The organism is Williamsia sp. (assembly GCF_036566845.1).
Classification (GTDB): Bacteria; Actinomycetota; Actinomycetes; order Mycobacteriales; family Mycobacteriaceae; genus Williamsia.
In genome coordinates this window covers 17,661-37,810 of sequence record NZ_DATCVM010000268.1, presented here as the reverse complement: position 1 = coordinate 37,810, position 20,150 = coordinate 17,661, and the positions used below count along the sequence as shown (strand labels likewise).

Sequence of the window (20,150 nt, the reverse complement as noted above, 5' to 3'; positions counted from 1 at the left end):
TGTTCGAGGTGCTGCAGAAGATTCGCCTGACGTACCAGGTCGCACAGCTCGACCGCGGTGAGTCGGCCACGGATGTGCTGACCATGCAACGCCTTTCGCCGCTGGACCGCAGCCTCGTCGGACAGGCGGTCCGGGAGGTCTCGGCGGTCCAGCGGCGGATGGACAATATGTCCCACTACATGTCGGTCAAACAGTGGACCGAGCCGGACGTGTCAGGGTCCCCGTCGGCAGGGTCCGAGGCGGTAGGGCCTCCGGTGTCGGGCCTACAGGGGTGAGACGCCCAACGGGATGTCGAGGGCTTCGGAGACGTGCGGGCAGAGCAGGTCTCCCTGGTGGGTGGACAGGCCCTTGGCCAGCGCGGGATCCCGGCGCAGGGCGTCGGTCCATCCGAGATCGGCGAGCTGCAGCACGTGGGGGAGTGTGGCCCCGGTGAGAGCCATCGTGGACGTGCGGGCCACCGCGCCGGGCATGTTGGCGACGCAGTAGAAGACCGAATCGTGCACCATGAACGTCGGGTCGTCGTGGGTGGTCGGCCGTGAGTCCTCGAAGCAGCCACCCTGATCGATTGCGATGTCGACCAGCACTGACCCGGGCTTCATCTGTGACACCAGGGCATTGGAGACGAGGACCGGTGCCTTTGCTCCGGGAACAAGTACCGCTCCGATGACCATGTCTGCGTTCTTGACGGCCTCGTCAAGGGCCAGCTTGGTGCTGTACCGGGTGTGGACCCGTCCATTGAAACGGGCGTCGATGGCGCGCAGTTTGTTGATGTCGAGGTCGAAGACGGTGACATCCGCGCCCATCCCGACAGCGATGGTGGCCGCGTTGACGCCGCTGACGCCGCCGCCGATCACAACAACCTCCGCTGGTGCCGTTCCGGGAACGCCACCCATGAGGACGCCGCGGCCGCCGGCCGAACGCATCAGGTGATAGGCGCCGACCTGGGGTGCCAGGCGTCCGGCGACCTCGCTCATCGGGGCCAGCAGCGGCAGAGAACCGTCGGCTGCCTGCACGGTCTCGTAGGCGATCGAGGTGGTTCCGGACCGCAACAGGGCCTCGGTGCAATCACGGCTCGCGGCGAGGTGCAGGTAGGTGAACAGCGTCTGCCCTTCACGCATGAGTTCGTATTCCGGCGCGATGGGTTCTTTGACTTTCAGCAGCAGATCCGCCTGTTCCCACACCTCGCGGGCGCTGCCGAGAATCTGTGCGCCGGCCTCCTTGAAGTCGGTGTCGGCGATGGCTGATCCGGTACCGGCCTCGTGTTCGATGATCACTTCGTGGCCACGTCGGGTGAGTTCGGCAACACCCGCCGGGGTGATGGCAACTCGGAACTCGTTGTTCTTGATCTCGCGTGGGATGCCGACGCGCATGGATGACTCCTCGATAGTGGTTGATCGGCCTGACACCAGCGTGAAGAAACATCGGAATGTCCACAAGATCAGTGACAAAGATTCTCGAATTGATAGAATCTGGCGAAGATAGTTCGGAATCGGAGGTCGCTGTGGCACTTGAGTCGAATAATATTCGGGCCCGGTCGGCCGAGCTCGACGACATCGATCGGCGGCTGCTCGCACTCCTGCAGGTCGATGCGCGGATGCCGAACAGTGCGCTGGCCGCCGAGGTGGGTATTGCGGCGTCCACCTGCCACGGACGGATCCGTCGGCTCACCGAGATGGGGGTGGTGCGGGGGTTCTTCGCCGACATCGATCCGGCCGCCGTGGGACGTCCGCTGCGCGCGATGGTGGCGGTGAGCTTGCAGTCCGATGCCCGCGGGCAGATCCGGAGATTCGTGGCCGAGATCGCCCGCAAGGACGAGGTGATCGATGTCTTCTTCTTGTCCGGCACCGACGATTACCTCCTCCATGTCGCGACGGCCGACACCGAGACTCTGCGGAATTTCATCGAAATGCTCAATTCGCGGCCAGAGGTCGCCGGAACAACCACATCCCTGGTGTTCGAACACGTTCGCGGTTCGGCGCCGATCTTCTGACCGGCGTGCCTGCTGCGGAACGGGTCTGCAGGTCGGCGGCGGCGCCGGTCACACGGTGCTGGGAGTGGACAGGCGCAGGTAGATGTGACCGTCGACCGCGACGATGGGGTGGGTGCGGACCGGGATCTTGGCGAGTCGGCCGGACGGTATGCCGGTCCGCAGGTCGAAGCGGGCCTGGTGCAGTGGACATTCGACCGCGCAGTCTTCCACCCAGCCATCGGCGAGAGACGTGTCCTGGTGTGTGCAGGTGTCGTCGATGGCGAAGAGGCCATCGTCGGTGTGGAACACCGCGATGGGTGGTAGTCCGGGTGGAGTCACCCGCGCGACTTCGCCCACCGGAAGGGCGTCGACGGGTGCCACCGGGAAGTGGCTGATGTCCTGGTGGGGAACGGTCGTCATGGTGGCCTCGCAGAGTTTCTGGGCATTCACAGATTTGGCAATGGTTGCGTATGTTGCAACGCCGATTCGTTATGCGCAACAGAGTGGCAGCCGCGGCGGCATCAGTCAAGCCGGCCGGCCTGTGTTGCGCCGTCATATGTGCACGGCCCGTTAGGGTGACGGCAATGACTGATCCAGGGAACGAGACCCGGCCGGCATCCATCCAATCGGTGGACCGCGCTCTGCAGGTGCTGGAAATTCTCGCGCGTCAGGGCCAAGGCGGTGTGTCCGACATCGCCGACACCCTCGGAGTGCACAAATCGACGGTCTCGCGATTGGTGTCGGTGCTCGAGGCGAGGGGCTTCGTCGAGCAACTCGCCGATCGTGGCAAGTATCGCCTGGGTTTCACCCTGGTGCGCCTCGCCGGGGCGACCATGGCAACACGCGACCTCGGCAAGGAGAGCCGCGACATCTGTGAGCCGCTCGCCGACGACGTCGGCGAGACGGTCAATCTCGCCGTCTTGGAGGCCAACCGCGCGATCAACATCACCGAGGCGAATGGCCCGCTGGGAATCGCACTCCGGACCTGGGTCGGCCAGAGTTCTCCGGCGCATGCGACATCGAGCGGAAAGGTGCTGCTCGCGGCGCTGGCAGAAGCGCAGTTGGCGCAGGTGATCGACTCCGGCCTCGAGCGGTTCACCCCGAACACCATCACCGAACCCGCTGTCCTCCGTGAGCAGTTGCTGGTGGTGGCGGCACGTGGCTGGTCGATGGCGGTGGAGGAGCTGGAGGAAGGGCTCAACGCACTCGCGGCCCCGGTTCGTGATCATTCCGGCGATGTGGTTGCGGCGCTGAGTGTTTCGGGCCCGAGTTTCCGGCTCACCGAGCGAGCCATGGGCGACCTGTCGGCACGGGTTCGGGAGTCGGCTCTCGAAGTCAGCAGGCGGATCGGCTTCCCGGGCTGAGGGCTGGTGGTCGATCCGGCTTGACACGCTGCGCGCTGCCCCTCACCATTTGTTGCGTAGGGCACTTCGAGGTTGCGTAATACGCAACAAATGCTGGATGCGCTCCACTCACGACCTGACGTTTGGAGACCTCTGGTGGTACAGCCGCGATACGTGATCATCGGCGCCGGGATTGTCGGCGCGTCGCTGGCCGACGAGCTGACCGCGCGAGGCATGAGCAACGTCACTGTCCTCGACAGGGGGTCGCTGAGCGTCGGGGCGCCGGTCATGACCGGCGGATCCAGCTCTCATGCGCCGGGCCTCGTGTTCCAGACCAATCCGTCGCGCACCATGGTCGAGTTCGCCAAGTACACCGCGGAGAAGTTCACCACACTCAACAGCTCGGATCGGCTGTGTTACAACGCCGTTGGTGGCCTCGAGGTGGCCACGACCGCGGCCAGGCTCGCGGACCTGCATCGGAAGGCGGGGTGGGCGGCCGCAGCCGGTATCCCGGCCAGAGTGCTCAGTCCGGAAGACTGTGGGGTACTGCACCCACTCCTCGACGTCAGCGCCGTTCTCGGTGGATTGCACACGCCGACAGACGGTCTGGCCGGCGCTCCGGCCGCGATCGAGGCGCAGATCGAGCGGGCGGCGGAACGAGGGGCAGTGTTCCTCGGGGATCAGCAGGTCGTGGAGATCGAGCGAAGCGGAAACATGGTCAGTGGCGTGCGGACAACCGATCACCGGTACCCCGCCGACGTTGTCATCTCCTGTGCCGGCTTCTGGGGAGCGCAACTCGGGGAACTCGTCGGCCTCACGGTGCCGCTGGTCCCGATGGGCCATCAGTACGCGAAAACGACTGCGCTACAGGAGCTGCGGTCCCATCCCGATTCCGGCCGGGGGCACGCCGACGCGGCGCTGCCGATCCTGCGGCATCAGGACTCTGATCTCTACTATCGGCAGCACGGCGATCAGATCGGGATCGGCTACTACGGTCATCGCCCGATGCCCGTCGACATGGACCGCCTCTATGTGGACACCGCTGCGGGGGACATGCCGTCGATGCTGCCGTTCACCACTGCCGACTTCGCTCCGGCGTGGTGCGAGTCCCGACGGATGCTTCCGGCGCTGGCCGGTACCGAGGTGACAAACGGATTCAACGGGATCTTCTCGTTCACACCCGACGGTGGCCCCCTGATGGGTGAGCACCCGGAGCTGACCGGATTCTGGGTGGCCGAGGCGGTGTGGGTCACACATTCGGCAGGTGTCGCGAAGACGATGGCGCACTGGATCACCCGCGGTGCCCCCGACGCCCCGCTGCAGGGATGTGACCTCGCCAGGTTCACTGCGGCGCAGTTGACCCCGGAATACATCGCAGATACCAGTGCGCAGGGGTTTGTCGAGGTATACGACGTCATCCATCCGCGGGAGCCCCGGTCGGTGCAGCGTGACCTGGCGGCCAGTCCCTTTCATGATCGCCAGGTCGCGGCCGGAGCGGTCTTTCACGTCTCCCGCGAGTTCGAGCGCCCCGCCTGGTACGAATGCAACGCCAAGCTGGTCGATGACACACTGGCGTATCCGAAAGATGCTTGGGCGAACCGTCATTGGTCTCCGATCGTCCTCGCCGAAGCGCTGGCCACGCGGGAACGCGCCGGCCTGTACGACATGACCTCCCTGATGCGCATCGAGGTCGCGGGCCCCGATGCCGCAGACTTCCTCGACGGCCTGCTTACTCGAACCGTACGTAGGCCGATCGGCGCCGTCGTCTACGCATTGCTGCTCGACGACGCGGGCGGTGTCCGCAGTGATGTGACCGTGGCCCGGCTGGGCGAGAACCGATTCCAGCTCGGGATCAACGGTCCGATGGACATCGATTGGCTCCGAGGCCATCTCGGTACCGCAGCGGTGACCATCTCCGACATCACCGGGTCGACGTGTTGCATCGCTGTCTGGGGCCCGCTGGCCCGCGACATCGTTGCGCCGCTGTGTTCCATCGATCTCCGCGACGACACCCTCGGGTACTACCGCGCCGCAGAGGGGATGATCGACGGAATACCGGTGACCCTCCTGCGGATCTCCTATGTTGGTGAGCTGGGCTGGGAAATCTACACCGGCAATGCCGACGGGAAAGGGCTGTGGGACATCCTTGCTGCCGCAGGTGATGCAGTCGGTGCGGTGCCGGCGGGGCGTGGGGCGCTCGAGATCCTGCGTGTGGAAAAAGGTTACCGATCGTGGGGGCAGGACATGGATGCACAGATGTCGCCGTCCGAGGCGGGGCTCGACTTCGCGGTCGGCAAGAAACACCACTTCCACGGTCGGGCAGCGATGATCGAGCGGCCGGTTCTCTCCCGCCTCCATACCGTGATCGCCGATGCCCCGGACTCGGTGGTCCTGGGAGGCGAGCCGGTCCGTGATGGCGAGGAGGTTGTCGGATACATGACCTCGGCCGTCTACTCGCCGTCGATGGGTCGCACCATCGGGTACGCCAGGTTGTCACGTGATATGGCCGCGGGGCAATCACTGACGATCGAGTACTTCGGTGTCCAGAAGGCTTTCACCGTCGCCGCGCCGGTCCTCATCGACCCCGCCGGCAAACGCATCAGGGGACTGATCGGAGTGGGCCATTGACCACCCGGAGAGGCGCCGACCATGACGTCATCATCCTGGGACTCGGCGGCATGGGTTCGGCAGCCGCCTACCATCTGGCCGCGCGGGGTCAACGGGTTCTGGGACTCGAACGATTCACGCCCGCGCACGATCTGGGCTCGAGCCATGGCGGGTCGCGCATTATCAGGCAGTCATATTTCGAGGATCCCGCGTATGTGCCGCTGCTGCTCCGTTCGTACGAGCTGTGGGAGAAACTGAAGCGGGACAGCGGGACCGACGTCTATTCGATCACCGGCGGGCTCTACATGGGGCCGCCCGAATCAGCCACCTTCACCGGTTCGCTCCGGTCGTCGCAGCAGTGGGGCCTCGACCACGAGGTGCTCACCGATCGCGAAGTGCACCAACGATTTCCGGCGTTCGATCCCGCACCCGGACAGATGGCACTGTTCGAGAGGCTGGCGGGCTTCGCGCGACCCGAATCCACCGTGGGAGCCCATCTGCGACTCGCCGAGGCGGCCGGCGCCGAACTCCACTTCTCCGAGCCGGTCATCTCCTGGGCCGACGACGGTGACGGGGTCAGCGTGATCACCGCCGCCGGAACCTACCGCGCCGCCCAGCTCGTGGTGTGTCCTGGTGCCTGGTCGCCGGTGTTGTTGTCCGACATCGGTGTGCCCATCCGAATCGAGCGCCAGGTCATGTACTGGATCGGCTCGGCGGCGGGATCGGAGCCGATGGCCGGCGCGCCGATCTATATCCACGAGAACGACCACGTCGAGCAGATCTATGGATTCCCTGCCATCGACGGGCCCGGCGGTGGTGCAAAGGTCGCGTTCTTCCGCAAAGGCGTCGAATGTTCCCCGGAGACGATCGACCGGGAGGTCCATCCGGTAGAGAGAGCCGAAATGCAAGCCAGGGTGACCGAATTGCTGCCGGGTCTGTCGGGCTCCGTGGTCGACGCCGCGACGTGTATGTACTCGACGACTCCCGACGAGAACTTCGTCGTCGCCCGCCACCCCGGTCACGCGAATGTGGTGGTCGCCTGCGGATTCTCCGGGCACGGGTTCAAGTTCGTCCCGATTGTCGGTGAGATCCTTGCCGATCTGGTGATCGACGGTGCCACCGGGCACCCCATCGACCTTTTCGACCCGGACAGGCTGGTGTCCCCATGACATTGACACAACCCGACAGTGTGGGACCCGTCGAGAATTGCCCGCCGCCTGTGGCACCAGGGACACCGGCACTGCAGCCGACGCTACCCGGCCAGGCCTACACCGATCCGGCGTACTTCGCCGCCGAGCAACGCTCGATCTTCGAGGAGATGTGGTTGTGCGCGGCGTTTGCCGCGGACCTTCCGTCACCGGGAGGTTTTCGTACGGTCACGGTCGGTCGTGAGAGTGTTCTCGTCGTCCGCGGCCGCGACGGTGGACTGAGAGCCTTTCTCAACAGCTGTCGGCACCGCGGCGCCCTGATCTGCACGCAGCCACATGGGCAGGTTCGCCGCAATCTGCAATGCACGTATCACGCCTGGACATACGGCCTCGACGGCAAGCTCGTGGCGGCGCCCAATCTGTCCGACCTCGGCGAGATCGACCGCACCGCATACGGTCTGATTCCCGTCGCGACGACGGAGTGGCTCGGATACCTCTGGGTCTGTCTGGCCGACGATCCACCATCTTTCGAGGACTCCGTGATCGGATCCGTCACCACGCGTCTCGGTGACGCCCAGGCGATCGATCACTACCGCATCGACCGGCTGGCATTGGGTAGGCGCGAGCGGTACGACGTTGCCGCCAACTGGAAACTGATCATCGAGAACTTCATGGAGTGCTACCACTGCGCGACGATCCATCCAGAACTGACCGAGGTGCTTCCCGAGTTCGCCGACGGACTGGCCGCCCAGTACTACGTCGGCCACGGTGCGCTGTTCGGAGACGGCATCGACGGTTTCACCGTCGATGGATCTGCCGGAGTGGAGACACTGCCCGGCCTTCGGGCCGCGCAGGATCGGCGATACTACGCAATCACCGTCCGCCCACAGGTTTTCATCAATCTGGTACCCGATCACGTGATCATCCACCGCATGTATCCGATGGCCGCCGACCGGACGATCGTGGAGTGCGACTGGCTGTATCACCCAGGGGTGATCGAGGCCGGCACAGACCTCGACCGCTCGGTCGAACTGTTCCACCGGGTGAACCTGCAAGATTTCGAGGCGTGTGAACGCACCCAGCCGGGCATGTCGTCTCGGGCGTATCGTCGCGGCGGTGTACTCGTGCCGGCCGAGCATCACATCACGCAGTTTCACGATTGGGTGCGAACACAGGTGGACTCGCGCCGCGAGTAGCGAGCCGCGTTGTGGGCGCGTGATCGCACCTGGGTCGAGCTGACTAGACTCGGCGGGGTGACTGACCAGATCAAAGTAGGCGTACTCGGTTCCGGCGGCAAGGTCGGCCAGGCAATTGTGGCGGGCGTCGAGTCCGCGGCCGACCTCGACTTCCGTGCAGGCGTCGACAAGGACGATCCGTTGTCGCGATTCGTCGAGACCTCGACCTCCGTCGTGGTGGACTTCACCCATCCAGACGTGGTCATGGACAACCTGAAGTTCTTGATCGAGAACGGGATTCATGCGGTGGTCGGCACCACGGGCTTCGACGATGCCCGTCTCGACACCGTCCGCGGCTGGCTCTCCGCCAACCCCGGTGTCGGTGTCCTGATCGCACCCAACTTCGCCATCGGCGCGGTGCTGAGCATGCGATTCGCGCAGCAGGCAGCGCGATTCTTCGATTCGGTCGAGGTGATCGAACTCCATCACCCGCACAAGGCCGACGCCCCGTCGGGCACCGCCTACCGGACCGCGCGGCTCATCGCCGAGGCACGGACCGAAGCGGGGGTCCCGGTCAGCCCCGATGCCACCACCACCGAACTCGAAGGTGCACGCGGCGCCGACGTGGACGGTGTGCGAGTGCACTCGGTGCGTCTTGCCGGCCTCGTCGCGCACCAGGAGGTCCTGTTCGGGACGCAGGGCGAAACCCTGACGATCCGGCACGACTCGATCGACCGCACGTCGTTTGTTCCCGGAGTCCTGCTCGGTGTTCGCGAGATCGCTGGTCGTCCAGGGCTGACCGTGGGCCTCGACGAGTTGATGGATCTGTGAGCGGGACCGACATAGTGAGCGAGAAGCAGAAGGACGCCCGGCCGATAGTCATCGGGATCGGAGTACTAGTCCTGGTGCTCTGTTTCTATTTCTTCCTGCTAGGCGCCAGGGCCATAGACCTGATGACAAGCGGAGATGTGATCGGGATCGGCCTGGGCATCGGAGTCCTGATCCTTCCGCTGCTGGGTGTCTGGATGGTGGTGGGTGCGCTGCGTTCGGGTATCGCCCACCAGCGGCTGGCTCGTCGGATGCGCGAAGAGGGACAAGAACTCGACATCTCGGCGCTGCCCAAGCGTCCTTCGGGACGTATCGAACGCGACGCGGCCGATGAGTTGTTCGCCCAGGTCAAAGCGGAGTGGGAAGCCGACCCGGGCAACTGGCGGTCGACGTACCGGATCGCCCGCGCCTACGACTACGCCGGCGATCGCGGGCGCGCCCGCGAGATGATGAAACGCGCTGTGGCGCAAGAAAAAGAGTCCGGCGGCTCGTAAGCCGTCGGTGGGTGAGGAAGAGTCGATGTCGCGGTTGTTGATCATCCATCACACGCCGTCGCCGCATTGTCAGGCGATGTTCGAGGCGGTGGTGTCGGGGGCGACAGATCCGGAGATCGAAGGCGTCGAAGTGGTCCGCCGCGCAGCGCTCACCGTGTCACCGGCGGACATGCTGGAAGCCGATGGGTACATCCTCGGTACTCCGGCCAACCTCGGTTACATCAGCGGTGCGCTGAAGCATGCGTTCGACGGTGCGTACTACCAAATACTGGACTCGACCCGAGGCCGGCCATTCGGCTTGTACTTGCACAGCAACGAAGGGTCCGAGGGTGCCGAACGCGCCGTCGACTCCATCACCGCCGGTCTGGGGTGGTCGAAAGCAGCCGAATACGTGGTGATTTCAGGGAAGCCGGTCAAAGACGAACTACAAGCCTGCTGGGAACTCGGCGCGACAGTCGCTGCGTCCCTGATGGACGACTGATCTTCAGACTGCAGTTCTGAAGGCATCGGCCGAGCAGATGTCTTCAGAACTGCAGAATCGAGTCATGAAACTCGATGGCCCATCGAAGAACCACGTCGTGGCGGGTCATCGGTGCGGTTGTATTGCCCACGCTTAGACTTGGCGACGTGAGCGACGCGGTGAACATCCAAACCCCTTACGAGGACCTGCTGCGGTTGGTCCTCGATACCGGGACACCCAAGGCAGACCGCACGGGCACCGGCACCCGGAGCCTGTTCGGCCACCAACTGCGCTACGACCTGTCCGAAGGGTTTCCGCTGATCACCACCAAGCGGGTCCATCTGAAGTCGATCGTCTACGAATTGTTGTGGTTCCTCCGCGGCGACTCGAATGTGCGGTGGCTGCAGGACCGCGGCGTCACCATCTGGGACGAATGGGCAGATGCGGACGGTGAACTCGGTCCCGTCTACGGCGTGCAATGGCGCAGCTGGCCGACGCCGTCGGGCGAGCACATCGATCAGATCAGCGCGGCCCTCGAGATGCTGCGGACAAATCCCGACTCGCGCCGCAACATCGTCTCGGCCTGGAACGTCGGGGAGATCCCGCAGATGGCGCTGCCGCCGTGCCACGCGTTCTTCCAGTTCTATGTCGCCGACGGCAAACTGTCATGCCAGCTCTACCAGCGCAGCGCAGACCTGTTCCTCGGAGTCCCGTTCAACATCGCCTCCTACGCGCTGCTCACCCACATGATGGCCGCGCAGGCCGGCCTCGAGGTCGGTGAGTTCATCTGGACCGGCGGAGACTGCCACATCTACAACAACCACGTCGAACAGGTCACCAAGCAACTCGGCCGTGACCCGTACCCGTACCCGACCCTGCTGCTGGCGAGGCGCGACTCGATCTTCGATTACGAGTACGACGACATCGAGGTGGTCGACTACAAATACCACCCGGGAATCAAAGCGCCGGTGGCGGTTTAGCAGCAGATGACCATCGCACTCATCTGGGCGCAGTCTGCCGACGGAGTGATCGGCCGAGGCGGCGACATGCCGTGGCAGCTGTCCGAAGACCAGAGATATTTTCGCCAGGTCACCGGGAAACACCCGGTCGTGATGGGGCGCCGCACCTGGGATTCGTTGCCGCCACGCTTTCGGCCGTTGCCCGGTCGGGAGAACCTGGTGATCACCCGCACACGTGACTGGCTCGGCGAGGGTGCTCGCAGCTTTCCGGACCTCGGGTCGGCGATCGCGGCCGGCCGCGAACTCGATGACACCGTCTTCGTGATGGGCGGTGGCGAAATCTACCGGGCCGCACTCGATCTGGCGGACACCGCCTACGTCACCGAAATCGACATCAAGGTGCCCGACGGTGATACCCGGGCCCCCGAACTCGATCCCGCGCGATGGGCGCTCGTGGCCGACGAACCGTGGCAAGAATCCAAGAACGGTTTGCGGTACCGCTTCCTGAAATACACGGCCAGGGCGTAGTGTCGGGACGCGATCAGCTGTCTGGCACGCAGGCACGTCGAATTGCCTTGGCGGCACAAGGATTCACCGACCGGTTGCCGGCCGGTGAAGTGACCCGCAAACATCTCGGACGGGTCCTCCAGCGAACACGGCTGCTGCAGATGGACTCGGTGAGCGTTGCGGTTCGAGCCCACTACATGCCGATCTTCAGCCGCGTCGGAGCCTACGATCGCGCCGTGCTCGAACAAGCCGCATGGGAACCGGGTCCCCGCCGGCCGACCTTGCTGGCCGAATACTGGGCGCACGAGGCCGCGCTCGTGCCGATCGAACACTGGCCGCTGTTCCGGTGGCGGATGGAAGACTTCCGGCACGGTCGCTACCGCGAGGCGGCGGGGGACCGGAAGGCCACCGCCATGCGCGCGGTCATCCGCGACACGATCGCCGAGATCGGTCCGGCCACCAGCGGCATGATCGAAGACCACCTGGGCCATGAAAAGCGCCCGAAGAAGGGCACCTGGTGGGACCGGAGCCAGGTCAAACACCTGTGTGAGGTGATGTTCGCCGCCGGTGAACTCTCAGCGACACGTCGCAACGGATTCACCCGCTATTACGACCTCACCGAGCACGTCGTGGGGGAGCACGCAACTGTCGAGATCGAGCGGGAGGACGCGATCCGCGAGTTGGTGCGTGGCTCCGTGGCGGCGTTGGGTGTGGGTACCGAAGCCGACATCCGCGACTACTACCGACTCAAGCCCCAACCGGCGCGTGATGCGCTTGCCGAACTGATGTCGGCAGGGGAGATCCAGCAGGTACAGGTGCAGGGTTGGTCGAAGCCCGCCTACCTGGACCCGGCGGCCCGGATTCCCAGAGCGGTCAGCCGGAGCGCATTGCTCAGCCCCTTCGATCCGCTGATCTTCTTCCGGCCACGGACCGAGCGGGTGTTCGACTTCCACTACCGCATCGAGATCTATGTTCCCGAGGCCAAACGGGTGCACGGCTACTACGTTCTGCCGTACCTGATGGGCGACCAGGTGGTGGCCCGCGTCGACCTCAAGACAGACAGGGCCGGCGACCGCTTGCTGGTACTCGGAGCGTTCTGTGAACCGGGGGCAGACCCATCGGTGGTGGCACAGTCGCTGTCTACCGACCTGTATGCGATGGCGCTCTGGCTCGGTGTCACCCGCGTCGAGATCGGCGATCGGGGTGATCTCGCCCCGGTTCTGGCCACAGCCATCGGATCAGCGGCTTTCCGGTGATCCGCATTTCAGGTGCGCGAGTGGGGCTCCGAGGTCGCTCGCATGTCCACCCTCTCGGTGGTGGACAATCGGTGAGGCCAGTACCCATAGGAAAGAGGATCTGCAGTGTCGGAATTGGTGCCGTTGAAGGTGCAACTGGTGGCGAGGACGTCGTTCGACGCTCCCGCCGATGTGCCGTGGAGCACTGACGTCGACGGAGGCGAAGCGCTCGTCGAGTTCGCGGGCCGGGCCTGCTACCAGAGCTGGGACAAACCCAATCCCCGAACGGCGACAAACGCCGGGTACCTGCGCCACATCCTGGAAGTCGGGCACCTGTCGCTACTCGAACACGCGACCGTGACGTTCTACATCGCGGGGATCTCGCGGTCGTGCACCCACGAACTGATCCGGCATCGCCACTTCTCGTACTCGCAGCTCTCGCAACGCTTTGTGCCCGAACATGATTCGAACGTCGTGCCGCCGCCGGCGATCCGCGGCGACGCCGAACTCGAGGCGCTGTTCATCGAGGCCACCGACGCCAGCCGCAAGGCGTACTCCGAGCTGCTCACCGCATTGGAAGACAAGTTCTCCGACGTCCCCAACAACATCCTGCGACGCAAACAGGCGAGACAGGCGGCGCGGGCGGTCCTACCCAATGCCACCGAAACCAAGATCGTCGTCACCGGCAACTACCGGGCGTGGCGTCATTTCATCGGGATGCGCGCGACCGAACATGCCGATGTCGAGATCCGGCAATTGGCCATCGAATGCCTGCGTCAGCTCACCGATGTCGCGCCAACGGTTTTCGGGGACTTCGAGATCGGGACTTTGCTGGACGGCACCGAAGTGGCCACGTCACCGTTCGTTCTGGAGGGCTGAAACGGCTCGGCGCCGACACATGCGCCACGGATTAAGCGACAGGCCTGGGCTCCGGTAACCTTAACCACCATGATCACCGGTGCGACGCAACCACAGAGCTTCCCCTTCGGGACTGTCAGTGTTGCGATGGTTACCCCGTTCACCGCTGACGGATCTCTGGATCTCGATCGAGCCGCCGAACTTGCCGACCGGCTTGTTTCCGGTGGTTGCGACGGTCTCGTTGTCTCCGGCACCACAGGCGAGTCGCCCACGACCACACCCACCGAGAAGCTCGACCTGCTTCGGGTGGTCCTGGACGCGGTCGGCGACCGCGCCCGGATCGTTCAGGGTGCCGGTAGCTACGACACCCGCGAGAGTGTCTGGTTCGCCAAGGAGTCGGCAGGGATCGGCGCACATGGCCTGCTGGTGGTGACCCCGTACTACTCACGTCCGCCTCAGGCCGGTCTGGTGGCGCACTTCACGGCCATTGCCGACGCAACCGACGTCCCGGTGCTGCTCTACGACATCCCGCCGAGATCGGTCATCCCGATCGAGCATCGCACCCTCCTGGAACTGTCGCGCCACCCCAACATCCAGGGTGTCAAAGACGCCAAGGGCGATCTGAACTCCGCGGCGTCGCTGATGGCCGACACCGGCCTCCAATACCTCTCCGGCGACGACGGCATGAACCTGCCGTGGCTGTCGATCGGTGCCGCCGGTTTCGTCAGCGTGATCGGCCACCTGGTCCCGGATCGACTGCGGGACATGCTCGATGCCGTCAACAAGGGTGATCTCGTCCGCGCCCGAGAGCTGAACGTGTCGATGATCCCGCTCGTCAACGCCATGGGACGCCTCGGTGGAGTGACCATGGTCAAGGCGGCGCTGCGGATCCTGGGCATGGACGTCGGCGACCCTCGGCTTCCGCAGATCCCCGCGAACGGGCCACAGATCGAGACCCTGATCGCGGATCTGCGTGCGGCCAAGGTGCTTTCATGACTTCCCCGGGCTCCGCGGAGCGTAGGCGCCCCAGAGTGTCCCGCCGCAAGGCCGGGCCACCATCAGAGCCGAAACCACAAACCAGCCCCGCTGCGGCGGAACCGAAGGCGGACAACATCACCGACTCCAAGACTCCTGCGCAGACCTCGAAAGCGGCACCACAGAAGCGGTCTCCCCAGAAGAAGACCTCTCAGAACCGTCGCGGAGGCCAGAACCAGTCGGGGCAGCGGCGCGGCGATGCCCGAGTTGTCGAGAACACCACCAGGCTCGCCACCCCACCGAAACTCCCGTCTGGTGGCATGCGGATCGTCGCGCTCGGTGGAATCGGCGAAATCGGCCGCAACATGACCGTTTTCGAGTTCGACGGCCGCCTGCTGATCGTCGACTGCGGTGTGCTCTTCCCGGAAGACGCACAGCCCGGTGTCGACCTGATCCTGCCCGACTTCCGCTACATCGAGGATCGCATCGACGATGTCGAGGCGATCATCCTGACGCACGGTCACGAAGATCACATCGGCGCGGTGCCGTTCCTGCTTCGCCTGAGGTCGGACATCCCGGTGATCGGCGCGAAGTTCACGCTGGCTCTGCTCGCGGCCAAGTGCAAAGAACACCGCCAGCGACCGAAGCTGATCGAGGTGTTCGAGGGCGAGTTCACCAAGCACGGCCCGTTCGAGGTCGAGTACTTCGCGGTCAACCACTCGATCCCCGATGCACTGGCCGTGGCCATCCGCACTGGTGCCGGCGTCGTTCTGCACACCGGTGACATCAAACTCGACCAACTGCCGCTCGACGGCCGGCTCACGGACCTCGCCGGGTTCAGCCGCCTCGGCGACGAAGGCGTCGACCTGTTCCTGGTCGACTCGACCAACGCCGAGGTCCCCGGATTCGTCACGCCCGAACGCGAGATCGGTGGCGTGCTCGATCAGGTGATCGGCAAAGCGCGGCAACGTGTGATCGTGGCGTCGTTCGCCAGCCACGTGCACCGGATCCAGCAGGTCGTCGACGTCGCTCACGCCCACGGGCGCCGGGTGACATTCGTCGGACGCTCGATGGTCCGCAACATGCAGATCGCCCAGGAACTCGGCTACCTGCGTGTGCCCGACGGCGTGGTCGTCGATATGGACACCGCCGCGGCGCTGCCCGACAACAAACTGGTGCTGGTCTCGACCGGTTCGCAGGGCGAACCGCTCTCCGCGCTCTCGCGGATGGCTCGCGGCGAACACCGTCAGATCAACATCCGCGCCGACGACCTGGTGGTGCTCGCGTCATCGATGATCCCAGGCAACGAGAATTCGGTGTTTGCGGTGGTCAACGGGCTCGCGCGACGCGGCGCCACCGTGGTCACGCAGCAGAGCGCGAAGGTGCACGTCTCCGGTCACGCCTCCGCAGGCGAGCTGCTGTACCTCTACAACGCTGTCCGCCCGTCGAATGTCATGCCGGTCCACGGCGAATGGCGCCACCTGCGCGCCAACGCCGCACTGGCAGAGGCCACCGGAGTGCCGGCGGACGCCGTGGTTCTCGCCGAGGACGGTGTGATCGTCGACCTCGTCGACGGCCGCGCAGCCATCACCGGCCGGGTGCCGGTGGGTCACGTCTACGTCGACGGCCTCTCGGTCGGCGACGTCGGTGAGTCGACGTTGTCCGAACGGCTGGTTCTCGGCGAAGGTGGATTCATCGCGATCGCGGTGGTGATCGACGCCGACACCGGTAGGGCAATCAGCCCACCGGAGGTCTCGGGACGAGGATTCTCCGACGATCCGGCGGCCCTCAAAGAGGCTGCCAACCTGGTTGACCAGTCCCTCGAACAGATGGCCAACGAGGGTGTCACCGACACTCACCGGATCGCGCAGACCATTCGGCGGATCGTCGGTCGCTGGGTCGCCGACAAGTATCGGCGCCGCCCGATGATCGTGCCGACCGTCATGACGGTGAGCGACTCCGGAAGCAGCTAGCGCTCTGAGCCACCACGGTGGTCGGCGCCACATAGGGTGTTGCCATGACGATTGCTCGAGATGAACGTGCAGCCCTGGCGACCACCCTTCGTGCGGTAGGACCCGACGCCCCGACGCTCTGCGAGGGGTGGACGGTGCGGGATCTGACCGCGCACATGATCGTTCGTGAGTATCGACTCGATGCCGCGCCGGGCATCCTCATCTCGGCGTTTGCCGGACACACGAAGTCCGTGCAGGACAAGGCAGCCGAGGCGGACTGGGATTCCATGGTTGCCAAGTTCGCCGCCGGACCACCGCTGTATTCGCCGATGAAGCCGCTCGATCGGTTTGTCAACGTCACCGAGCTGTTCGTGCACCACGAAGACGTCCGCCGCGCGGCGGGGGAGTGGGAACCCCGAGCCATCGGTCCCGCCGCGAACAAGGCGATCCTCACGCCCCTCAAGGCAATGGCGAAAAGAGCGATCTCCAAGTCGCCCGCGACTGTTGAATTGGTCACCACGGAAGGCGAGCAGGTGGCCACCGGGGGCACCGGACCGTCGGTTCGAGTGGTGGGGGATCCACTGGAACTGCTGCTGTTCACATTCGGACGAGCGCAGACCCGCTTGGATTTCCACGGCGACGCGGATGCGGTGGCCGCGGTGAAGGCAACCAAACGCGGGTTCTGAGAACGATCACGAATACGACACGCAAGTCCGTTACAAGTGTTGTAGATGAGGCTTGTGTGACTGTTGCCCACTAAGGTGGCATCCATGGCAACCAAGTCCACTGCTCGCTCTGGCGCGCCCGGTCGCAGTTCTGCGACCGGGAGAAAGCCCGCCGCCAAGAAGGCTGCCCCGCGTAAGGCCCCGGCCAAGAAGGCTTCGACGTCCGCCAAGAGCGCTGCCGCCAAGAAGCCGGCAACGGCGAAGAAGGCAACGGCGAAGAAATCAACCGCCGAAAACCGGAGGTCGAGCCGGTCGGCGGCCACCTCGACCCGCGCAACCGCGTCGGCGCAGCCACGACGTTCGGTTCTCAAGACGGTCGGCAGTGGCGTCGGCGCGGGCTGGGGTCTTCTGGCCAAGGGCGTCGGGGCGGTCGCCCGCACCGGATCGCGCGGCGGTGACCCCCACTACGACGAGAGCATGTACGACGGCGACGGCTGGGGCGAGACGGCAAACGACAGATCCGACGATTCCTGGGAGTCGTCCGACGGGCGAGACCGGACCTACGAGCAGACCCAGGGCCGCGACGGACTCGCGCTCCTGCTGATCGCGTTGTCGATCGTGGTCGTGGCGGCGATATGGTTCAGCGCCGGCGGCCCGGTGGGAGCATTTGTCGATTCCGCGGTCCGCGCCGTCATCGGTGCGGCGGCCGTCCTGCTGCCGCTCGTGCTCATCGTGGGCGCGTTTGTGCTCATGCGGCACGCACCGAATCCGCGCAGCCGCGGCCGGTACATCGGTGCGGGGTTGCTGATCGTGCTGCCGCTGGCAGGTTTGTGGCACATTTTTGCGGGGGGTCCGGCGCAGATGTCGGAGCGTCAGGACGCCGGCGGATTCCTCGGTTTCGCCGTCGGTGGACCACTCACCGACGGACTGACCGCGTGGATCTCCATACCGATTCTCTTGCTGTGCATGGCATTCGGCCTTCTATTGTTGTCCGGCCTGACGGTGCGTGAACTCTTCGCCGTGGTCAGTTCGTATCTGGGACTCGGCGCGGAACGGGAGTGGGACGAAGACGGCGAGTACAACGACGGCGACTACGAAGGCGACAACTTCGATGCCGACAACGCATACGGCGAAACTGCGTTCGGCGATCCGTACAACAACTACCCTCCGGACGGCCCATCGCCCACCGCTCGAACCGAAGCCGTGAGCCGGCCGGTGCGCCGGCGGACGACACCGTCGGTGACCGCGTCGGAGGCGTTGACCGAACCGATCATCGATGACTGCGCTGAGGACACCGGCGCACCGAGCGCGGTGACAGAGGCTCTGCAGACGCCACCGGTCGGCGCGAAGCCGGTTCGCAAGCGGCCCGTTGCCAAGCCGACCCCGCCACCGGCCCCGGCCGACGAGGACGACGACATGCCGGAAAACGGGATGCTGGTCGACCGGGCGGTCGAAGGTGACTACAAGCTGCCACCGGCAAGCCTGCTCATCGAAGGTGACCCGCCCAAGCTGGGGAGCGCCGCCAACGACGAGATGATCGACCGTATCTCGGCCGTCCTCGAGCAGTTCAAGATCGATGCTGCCGTCACCGGGTTCACCCGTGGCCCGACGGTCACCCGCTACGAGGTCGAACTCGGACCGGGTGTGAAGGTCGAGAAGATCACCGCACTCCAGCGCAACATCTCCTATGCGGCGGCAACCGACAACGTCCGACTCTTGGCACCGATCCCCGGCAAGTCGGCCGTGGGTATCGAGGTACCCAACAGCGACCGGGAAATGGTCCGTCTGGCCGACGTGCTGACCGCGTCGTCGACCCGCAAGGACAAGCATCCGCTGGTGGTTGGCCTGGGCAAGGACATCGAAGGCGACTTCGTGGCCGCGAACCTGGCGAAGATGCCGCACCTTCTGGTCGCCGGTTCCACCGGGTCCGGTAAGTCGAGCTTCGTGAACTCGATGCTGGTCTCGCTGCTGACCCGCGCCACCCCGGACGAGGTCAGGATGATCCTGATCGACCCCAAGATGGTGGAACTCACGCCGTACGAAGGCATTCCGCACCTGATCACACCGATCATCACCCAGCCGAAGAAGGCCGCCGCGGCGCTGGCCTGGCTGGTGGAGGAGATGGAGCAGCGGTACCAGGACATGAAGTCGTCCCGGGTGCGTCACATCGACGATTTCAATTCCAAGGTGAAGTCGGGAGAGATCACGACACCGCTCGGTTCCGAGCGTGTCTACAAGCCGTACCCGTACATCCTCGCGATCGTCGACGAGCTCGCCGACCTGATGATGACGGCGCCGCGCGAAGTGGAGGAATCGATCGTCCGGATCACCCAGAAGGCACGTGCCGCGGGTATCCACCTCGTCCTGGCGACCCAGCGCCCGTCGGTCGACGTGGTCACCGGTCTGATCAAGACCAACGTGCCCTCGCGGCTCGCCTTCGCCACCTCGTCGCTCACAGACTCGCGAGTCATCCTCGACCAGCCCGGTGCCGAGAAACTGATCGGCATGGGTGACGGATTGTTCCTGCCGATGGGCGCCGGCAAACCCATTCGCATGCAGGGTGCCTTCATCACGGACGAAGAGATCCAGGCCGTGGTCGACTTCGCGAAGGACCAGAGCGAGCCCGACTACACCGAGGGTGTCACCGCGCAGAAGGTTGCGGACAAGAAGGACATCGACGGCGACATCGGTAACGACCTCGACGACCTGCTGCAGGCGATCGAGCTCGTGGTGTCGAGCCAATTCGGATCGACGTCGATGCTCCAACGCAAGCTCCGGGTCGGTTTCGCAAAGGCCGGACGCCTGATGGACCTGATGGAGAACCGTGGAGTGGTGGGGCCGTCGGAGGGGTCGAAAGCACGCGAGGTGCTGGTCAAACCCGAAGATCTGGCCGGCATCATCTTCTCGATCACCGGCGGTGGCGGTGGAGATTCAGGAGACGACGCCGACGACTTCTAGCCCCTGCTGGACCTGGA

At 64.9% G+C, this 20,150-nt stretch carries 19 protein-coding genes; 17 read left to right on the top strand and 2 right to left on the bottom strand.

The window, feature by feature from the left end; genetic code table 11:
- Positions 1–275 (top strand): putative nucleotidyltransferase substrate binding domain-containing protein (locus tag VIQ49_RS25540; RefSeq protein ID WP_331889377.1); only part of this gene is annotated, 275 nt, incomplete at its 5' end.
- Here VIQ49_RS25540 and ald read toward each other — a convergent pair.
- Positions 264–1,370: an alanine dehydrogenase gene (ald, locus tag VIQ49_RS25535; protein ID WP_331889376.1), complete on the bottom strand. Its 1,107-nt coding sequence runs from the start codon at positions 1,368–1,370 to the stop codon at positions 264–266. The two genes, VIQ49_RS25540 and ald, sit on opposite strands and share 12 nt — an antisense overlap.
- A 131-nt stretch (positions 1,371–1,501) precedes the next feature.
- Between ald and VIQ49_RS25530 the strand changes: the two genes are divergently transcribed.
- The gene (locus VIQ49_RS25530) at positions 1,502–1,990 is read left to right on the top strand and encodes an Lrp/AsnC family transcriptional regulator (protein WP_331889375.1); all 489 of its coding nucleotides are present in this window, start codon (positions 1,502–1,504) and stop codon (positions 1,988–1,990) included.
- Between the two features lie 48 nt (positions 1,991–2,038).
- Here the strand turns inward: VIQ49_RS25530 and VIQ49_RS25525 are convergent, their stop codons facing one another.
- Entirely contained in the window at positions 2,039–2,389 is a 351-nt protein-coding gene (locus tag VIQ49_RS25525; protein WP_331889374.1) for a bifunctional 3-phenylpropionate/cinnamic acid dioxygenase ferredoxin subunit, read from the bottom strand.
- A gap of 164 nt (positions 2,390–2,553) precedes the next feature.
- Between VIQ49_RS25525 and VIQ49_RS25520 the strand changes: the two genes are divergently transcribed.
- The 15 genes from VIQ49_RS25520 to VIQ49_RS25450 all read left to right on the top strand — a co-directional run bounded on the left by VIQ49_RS25520 (position 2,554) and on the right by VIQ49_RS25450 (position 20,133).
- Positions 2,554–3,333: an IclR family transcriptional regulator gene (locus VIQ49_RS25520; RefSeq protein ID WP_331889373.1), complete on the top strand. Its 780-nt coding sequence runs from the start codon at positions 2,554–2,556 to the stop codon at positions 3,331–3,333.
- A gap of 135 nt (positions 3,334–3,468) precedes the next feature.
- On the top strand, positions 3,469–5,940 hold the full coding sequence (locus tag VIQ49_RS25515; protein ID WP_331889372.1) for an FAD-dependent oxidoreductase: 2,472 nt from the start codon (positions 3,469–3,471) through the stop codon (positions 5,938–5,940).
- 50 nt (positions 5,941–5,990) lie between these two features.
- The gene (gene solA / locus VIQ49_RS25510; protein ID WP_331889381.1) at positions 5,991–7,088 is read left to right on the top strand and encodes an N-methyl-L-tryptophan oxidase; all 1,098 of its coding nucleotides are present in this window, start codon (positions 5,991–5,993) and stop codon (positions 7,086–7,088) included.
- Positions 7,085–8,263 carry an aromatic ring-hydroxylating dioxygenase subunit alpha gene (locus tag VIQ49_RS25505; protein WP_331889371.1) on the top strand — a complete coding sequence of 393 codons (1,179 nt, stop codon included), beginning with the start codon at positions 7,085–7,087 and terminating at the stop codon, positions 8,261–8,263. Before solA ends, VIQ49_RS25505 begins: the two co-directional genes overlap by 4 nt.
- Before the next feature lie 57 nt (positions 8,264–8,320).
- On the top strand, positions 8,321–9,073 hold the full coding sequence (gene dapB, locus VIQ49_RS25500) for a 4-hydroxy-tetrahydrodipicolinate reductase (RefSeq protein ID WP_331889370.1): 753 nt from the start codon (positions 8,321–8,323) through the stop codon (positions 9,071–9,073).
- A 14-nt stretch (positions 9,074–9,087) separates the two neighbouring features.
- On the top strand, positions 9,088–9,564 hold the full coding sequence (locus tag VIQ49_RS25495; RefSeq protein ID WP_331889369.1) for a hypothetical protein: 477 nt from the start codon (positions 9,088–9,090) through the stop codon (positions 9,562–9,564).
- A gap of 25 nt (positions 9,565–9,589) precedes the next feature.
- The gene (locus VIQ49_RS25490; protein ID WP_331889368.1) at positions 9,590–10,045 is read left to right on the top strand and encodes a flavodoxin family protein; all 456 of its coding nucleotides are present in this window, start codon (positions 9,590–9,592) and stop codon (positions 10,043–10,045) included.
- Positions 10,046–10,203: 158 nt separating this feature from the next.
- The gene (locus tag VIQ49_RS25485; protein ID WP_331889380.1) at positions 10,204–11,004 is read left to right on the top strand and encodes a thymidylate synthase; all 801 of its coding nucleotides are present in this window, start codon (positions 10,204–10,206) and stop codon (positions 11,002–11,004) included.
- Between the two features lie 6 nt (positions 11,005–11,010).
- On the top strand, positions 11,011–11,511 hold the full coding sequence (locus VIQ49_RS25480; RefSeq protein ID WP_331889367.1) for a dihydrofolate reductase: 501 nt from the start codon (positions 11,011–11,013) through the stop codon (positions 11,509–11,511).
- Positions 11,512–11,558: 47 nt separating this feature from the next.
- Complete coding sequence (locus VIQ49_RS25475; RefSeq protein ID WP_331889366.1) at positions 11,559–12,746, top strand: winged helix-turn-helix domain-containing protein; 1,188 nt, start codon at positions 11,559–11,561, stop codon at positions 12,744–12,746.
- 105 nt (positions 12,747–12,851) lie between these two features.
- On the top strand, positions 12,852–13,604 hold the full coding sequence (gene thyX, locus VIQ49_RS25470) for an FAD-dependent thymidylate synthase (RefSeq protein WP_020107367.1): 753 nt from the start codon (positions 12,852–12,854) through the stop codon (positions 13,602–13,604).
- 69 nt (positions 13,605–13,673) lie between these two features.
- On the top strand, positions 13,674–14,579 hold the full coding sequence (gene dapA, locus VIQ49_RS25465; protein ID WP_331889365.1) for a 4-hydroxy-tetrahydrodipicolinate synthase: 906 nt from the start codon (positions 13,674–13,676) through the stop codon (positions 14,577–14,579).
- Entirely contained in the window at positions 14,576–16,531 is a 1,956-nt protein-coding gene (locus tag VIQ49_RS25460; RefSeq protein WP_331889364.1) for a ribonuclease J, read from the top strand. The genes dapA and VIQ49_RS25460 overlap by 4 nt, the downstream gene beginning before the upstream one ends.
- A 44-nt stretch (positions 16,532–16,575) precedes the next feature.
- Entirely contained in the window at positions 16,576–17,196 is a 621-nt protein-coding gene (locus VIQ49_RS25455) for a TIGR03085 family metal-binding protein (protein ID WP_331889363.1), read from the top strand.
- A gap of 84 nt (positions 17,197–17,280) precedes the next feature.
- On the top strand, positions 17,281–20,133 hold the full coding sequence (locus VIQ49_RS25450; protein ID WP_331889362.1) for a DNA translocase FtsK: 2,853 nt from the start codon (positions 17,281–17,283) through the stop codon (positions 20,131–20,133).
- Positions 20,134–20,150: the final 17 nt, after the last annotated feature.

Bases quoted from the DNA above. Each gene is read 5' to 3' on its own strand.
- VIQ49_RS25525 (WP_331889374.1), bottom strand. From the start codon at position 2,389: ATGACGACCGTTCCCCACCAGGACATCAGCCACTTCCCGGTGGCACCC.
- VIQ49_RS25455 (WP_331889363.1), top strand. From the start codon at position 16,576: ATGACGATTGCTCGAGATGAACGTGCAGCCCTGGCGACCACCCTTCGT.
- VIQ49_RS25450 (WP_331889362.1), top strand. From the start codon at position 17,281: ATGGCAACCAAGTCCACTGCTCGCTCTGGCGCGCCCGGTCGCAGTTCT.
- solA (WP_331889381.1), top strand. From the start codon at position 5,991: ATGGGTTCGGCAGCCGCCTACCATCTGGCCGCGCGGGGTCAACGGGTT.
- VIQ49_RS25490 (WP_331889368.1), top strand. From the start codon at position 9,590: ATGTCGCGGTTGTTGATCATCCATCACACGCCGTCGCCGCATTGTCAG.
- VIQ49_RS25460 (WP_331889364.1), top strand. From the start codon at position 14,576: ATGACTTCCCCGGGCTCCGCGGAGCGTAGGCGCCCCAGAGTGTCCCGC.
- dapA (WP_331889365.1), top strand. From the start codon at position 13,674: ATGATCACCGGTGCGACGCAACCACAGAGCTTCCCCTTCGGGACTGTC.
- VIQ49_RS25505 (WP_331889371.1), top strand. From the start codon at position 7,085: ATGACATTGACACAACCCGACAGTGTGGGACCCGTCGAGAATTGCCCG.
- VIQ49_RS25520 (WP_331889373.1), top strand. From the start codon at position 2,554: ATGACTGATCCAGGGAACGAGACCCGGCCGGCATCCATCCAATCGGTG.
- ald (WP_331889376.1), bottom strand. From the start codon at position 1,370: ATGCGCGTCGGCATCCCACGCGAGATCAAGAACAACGAGTTCCGAGTT.
- VIQ49_RS25480 (WP_331889367.1), top strand. From the start codon at position 11,011: ATGACCATCGCACTCATCTGGGCGCAGTCTGCCGACGGAGTGATCGGC.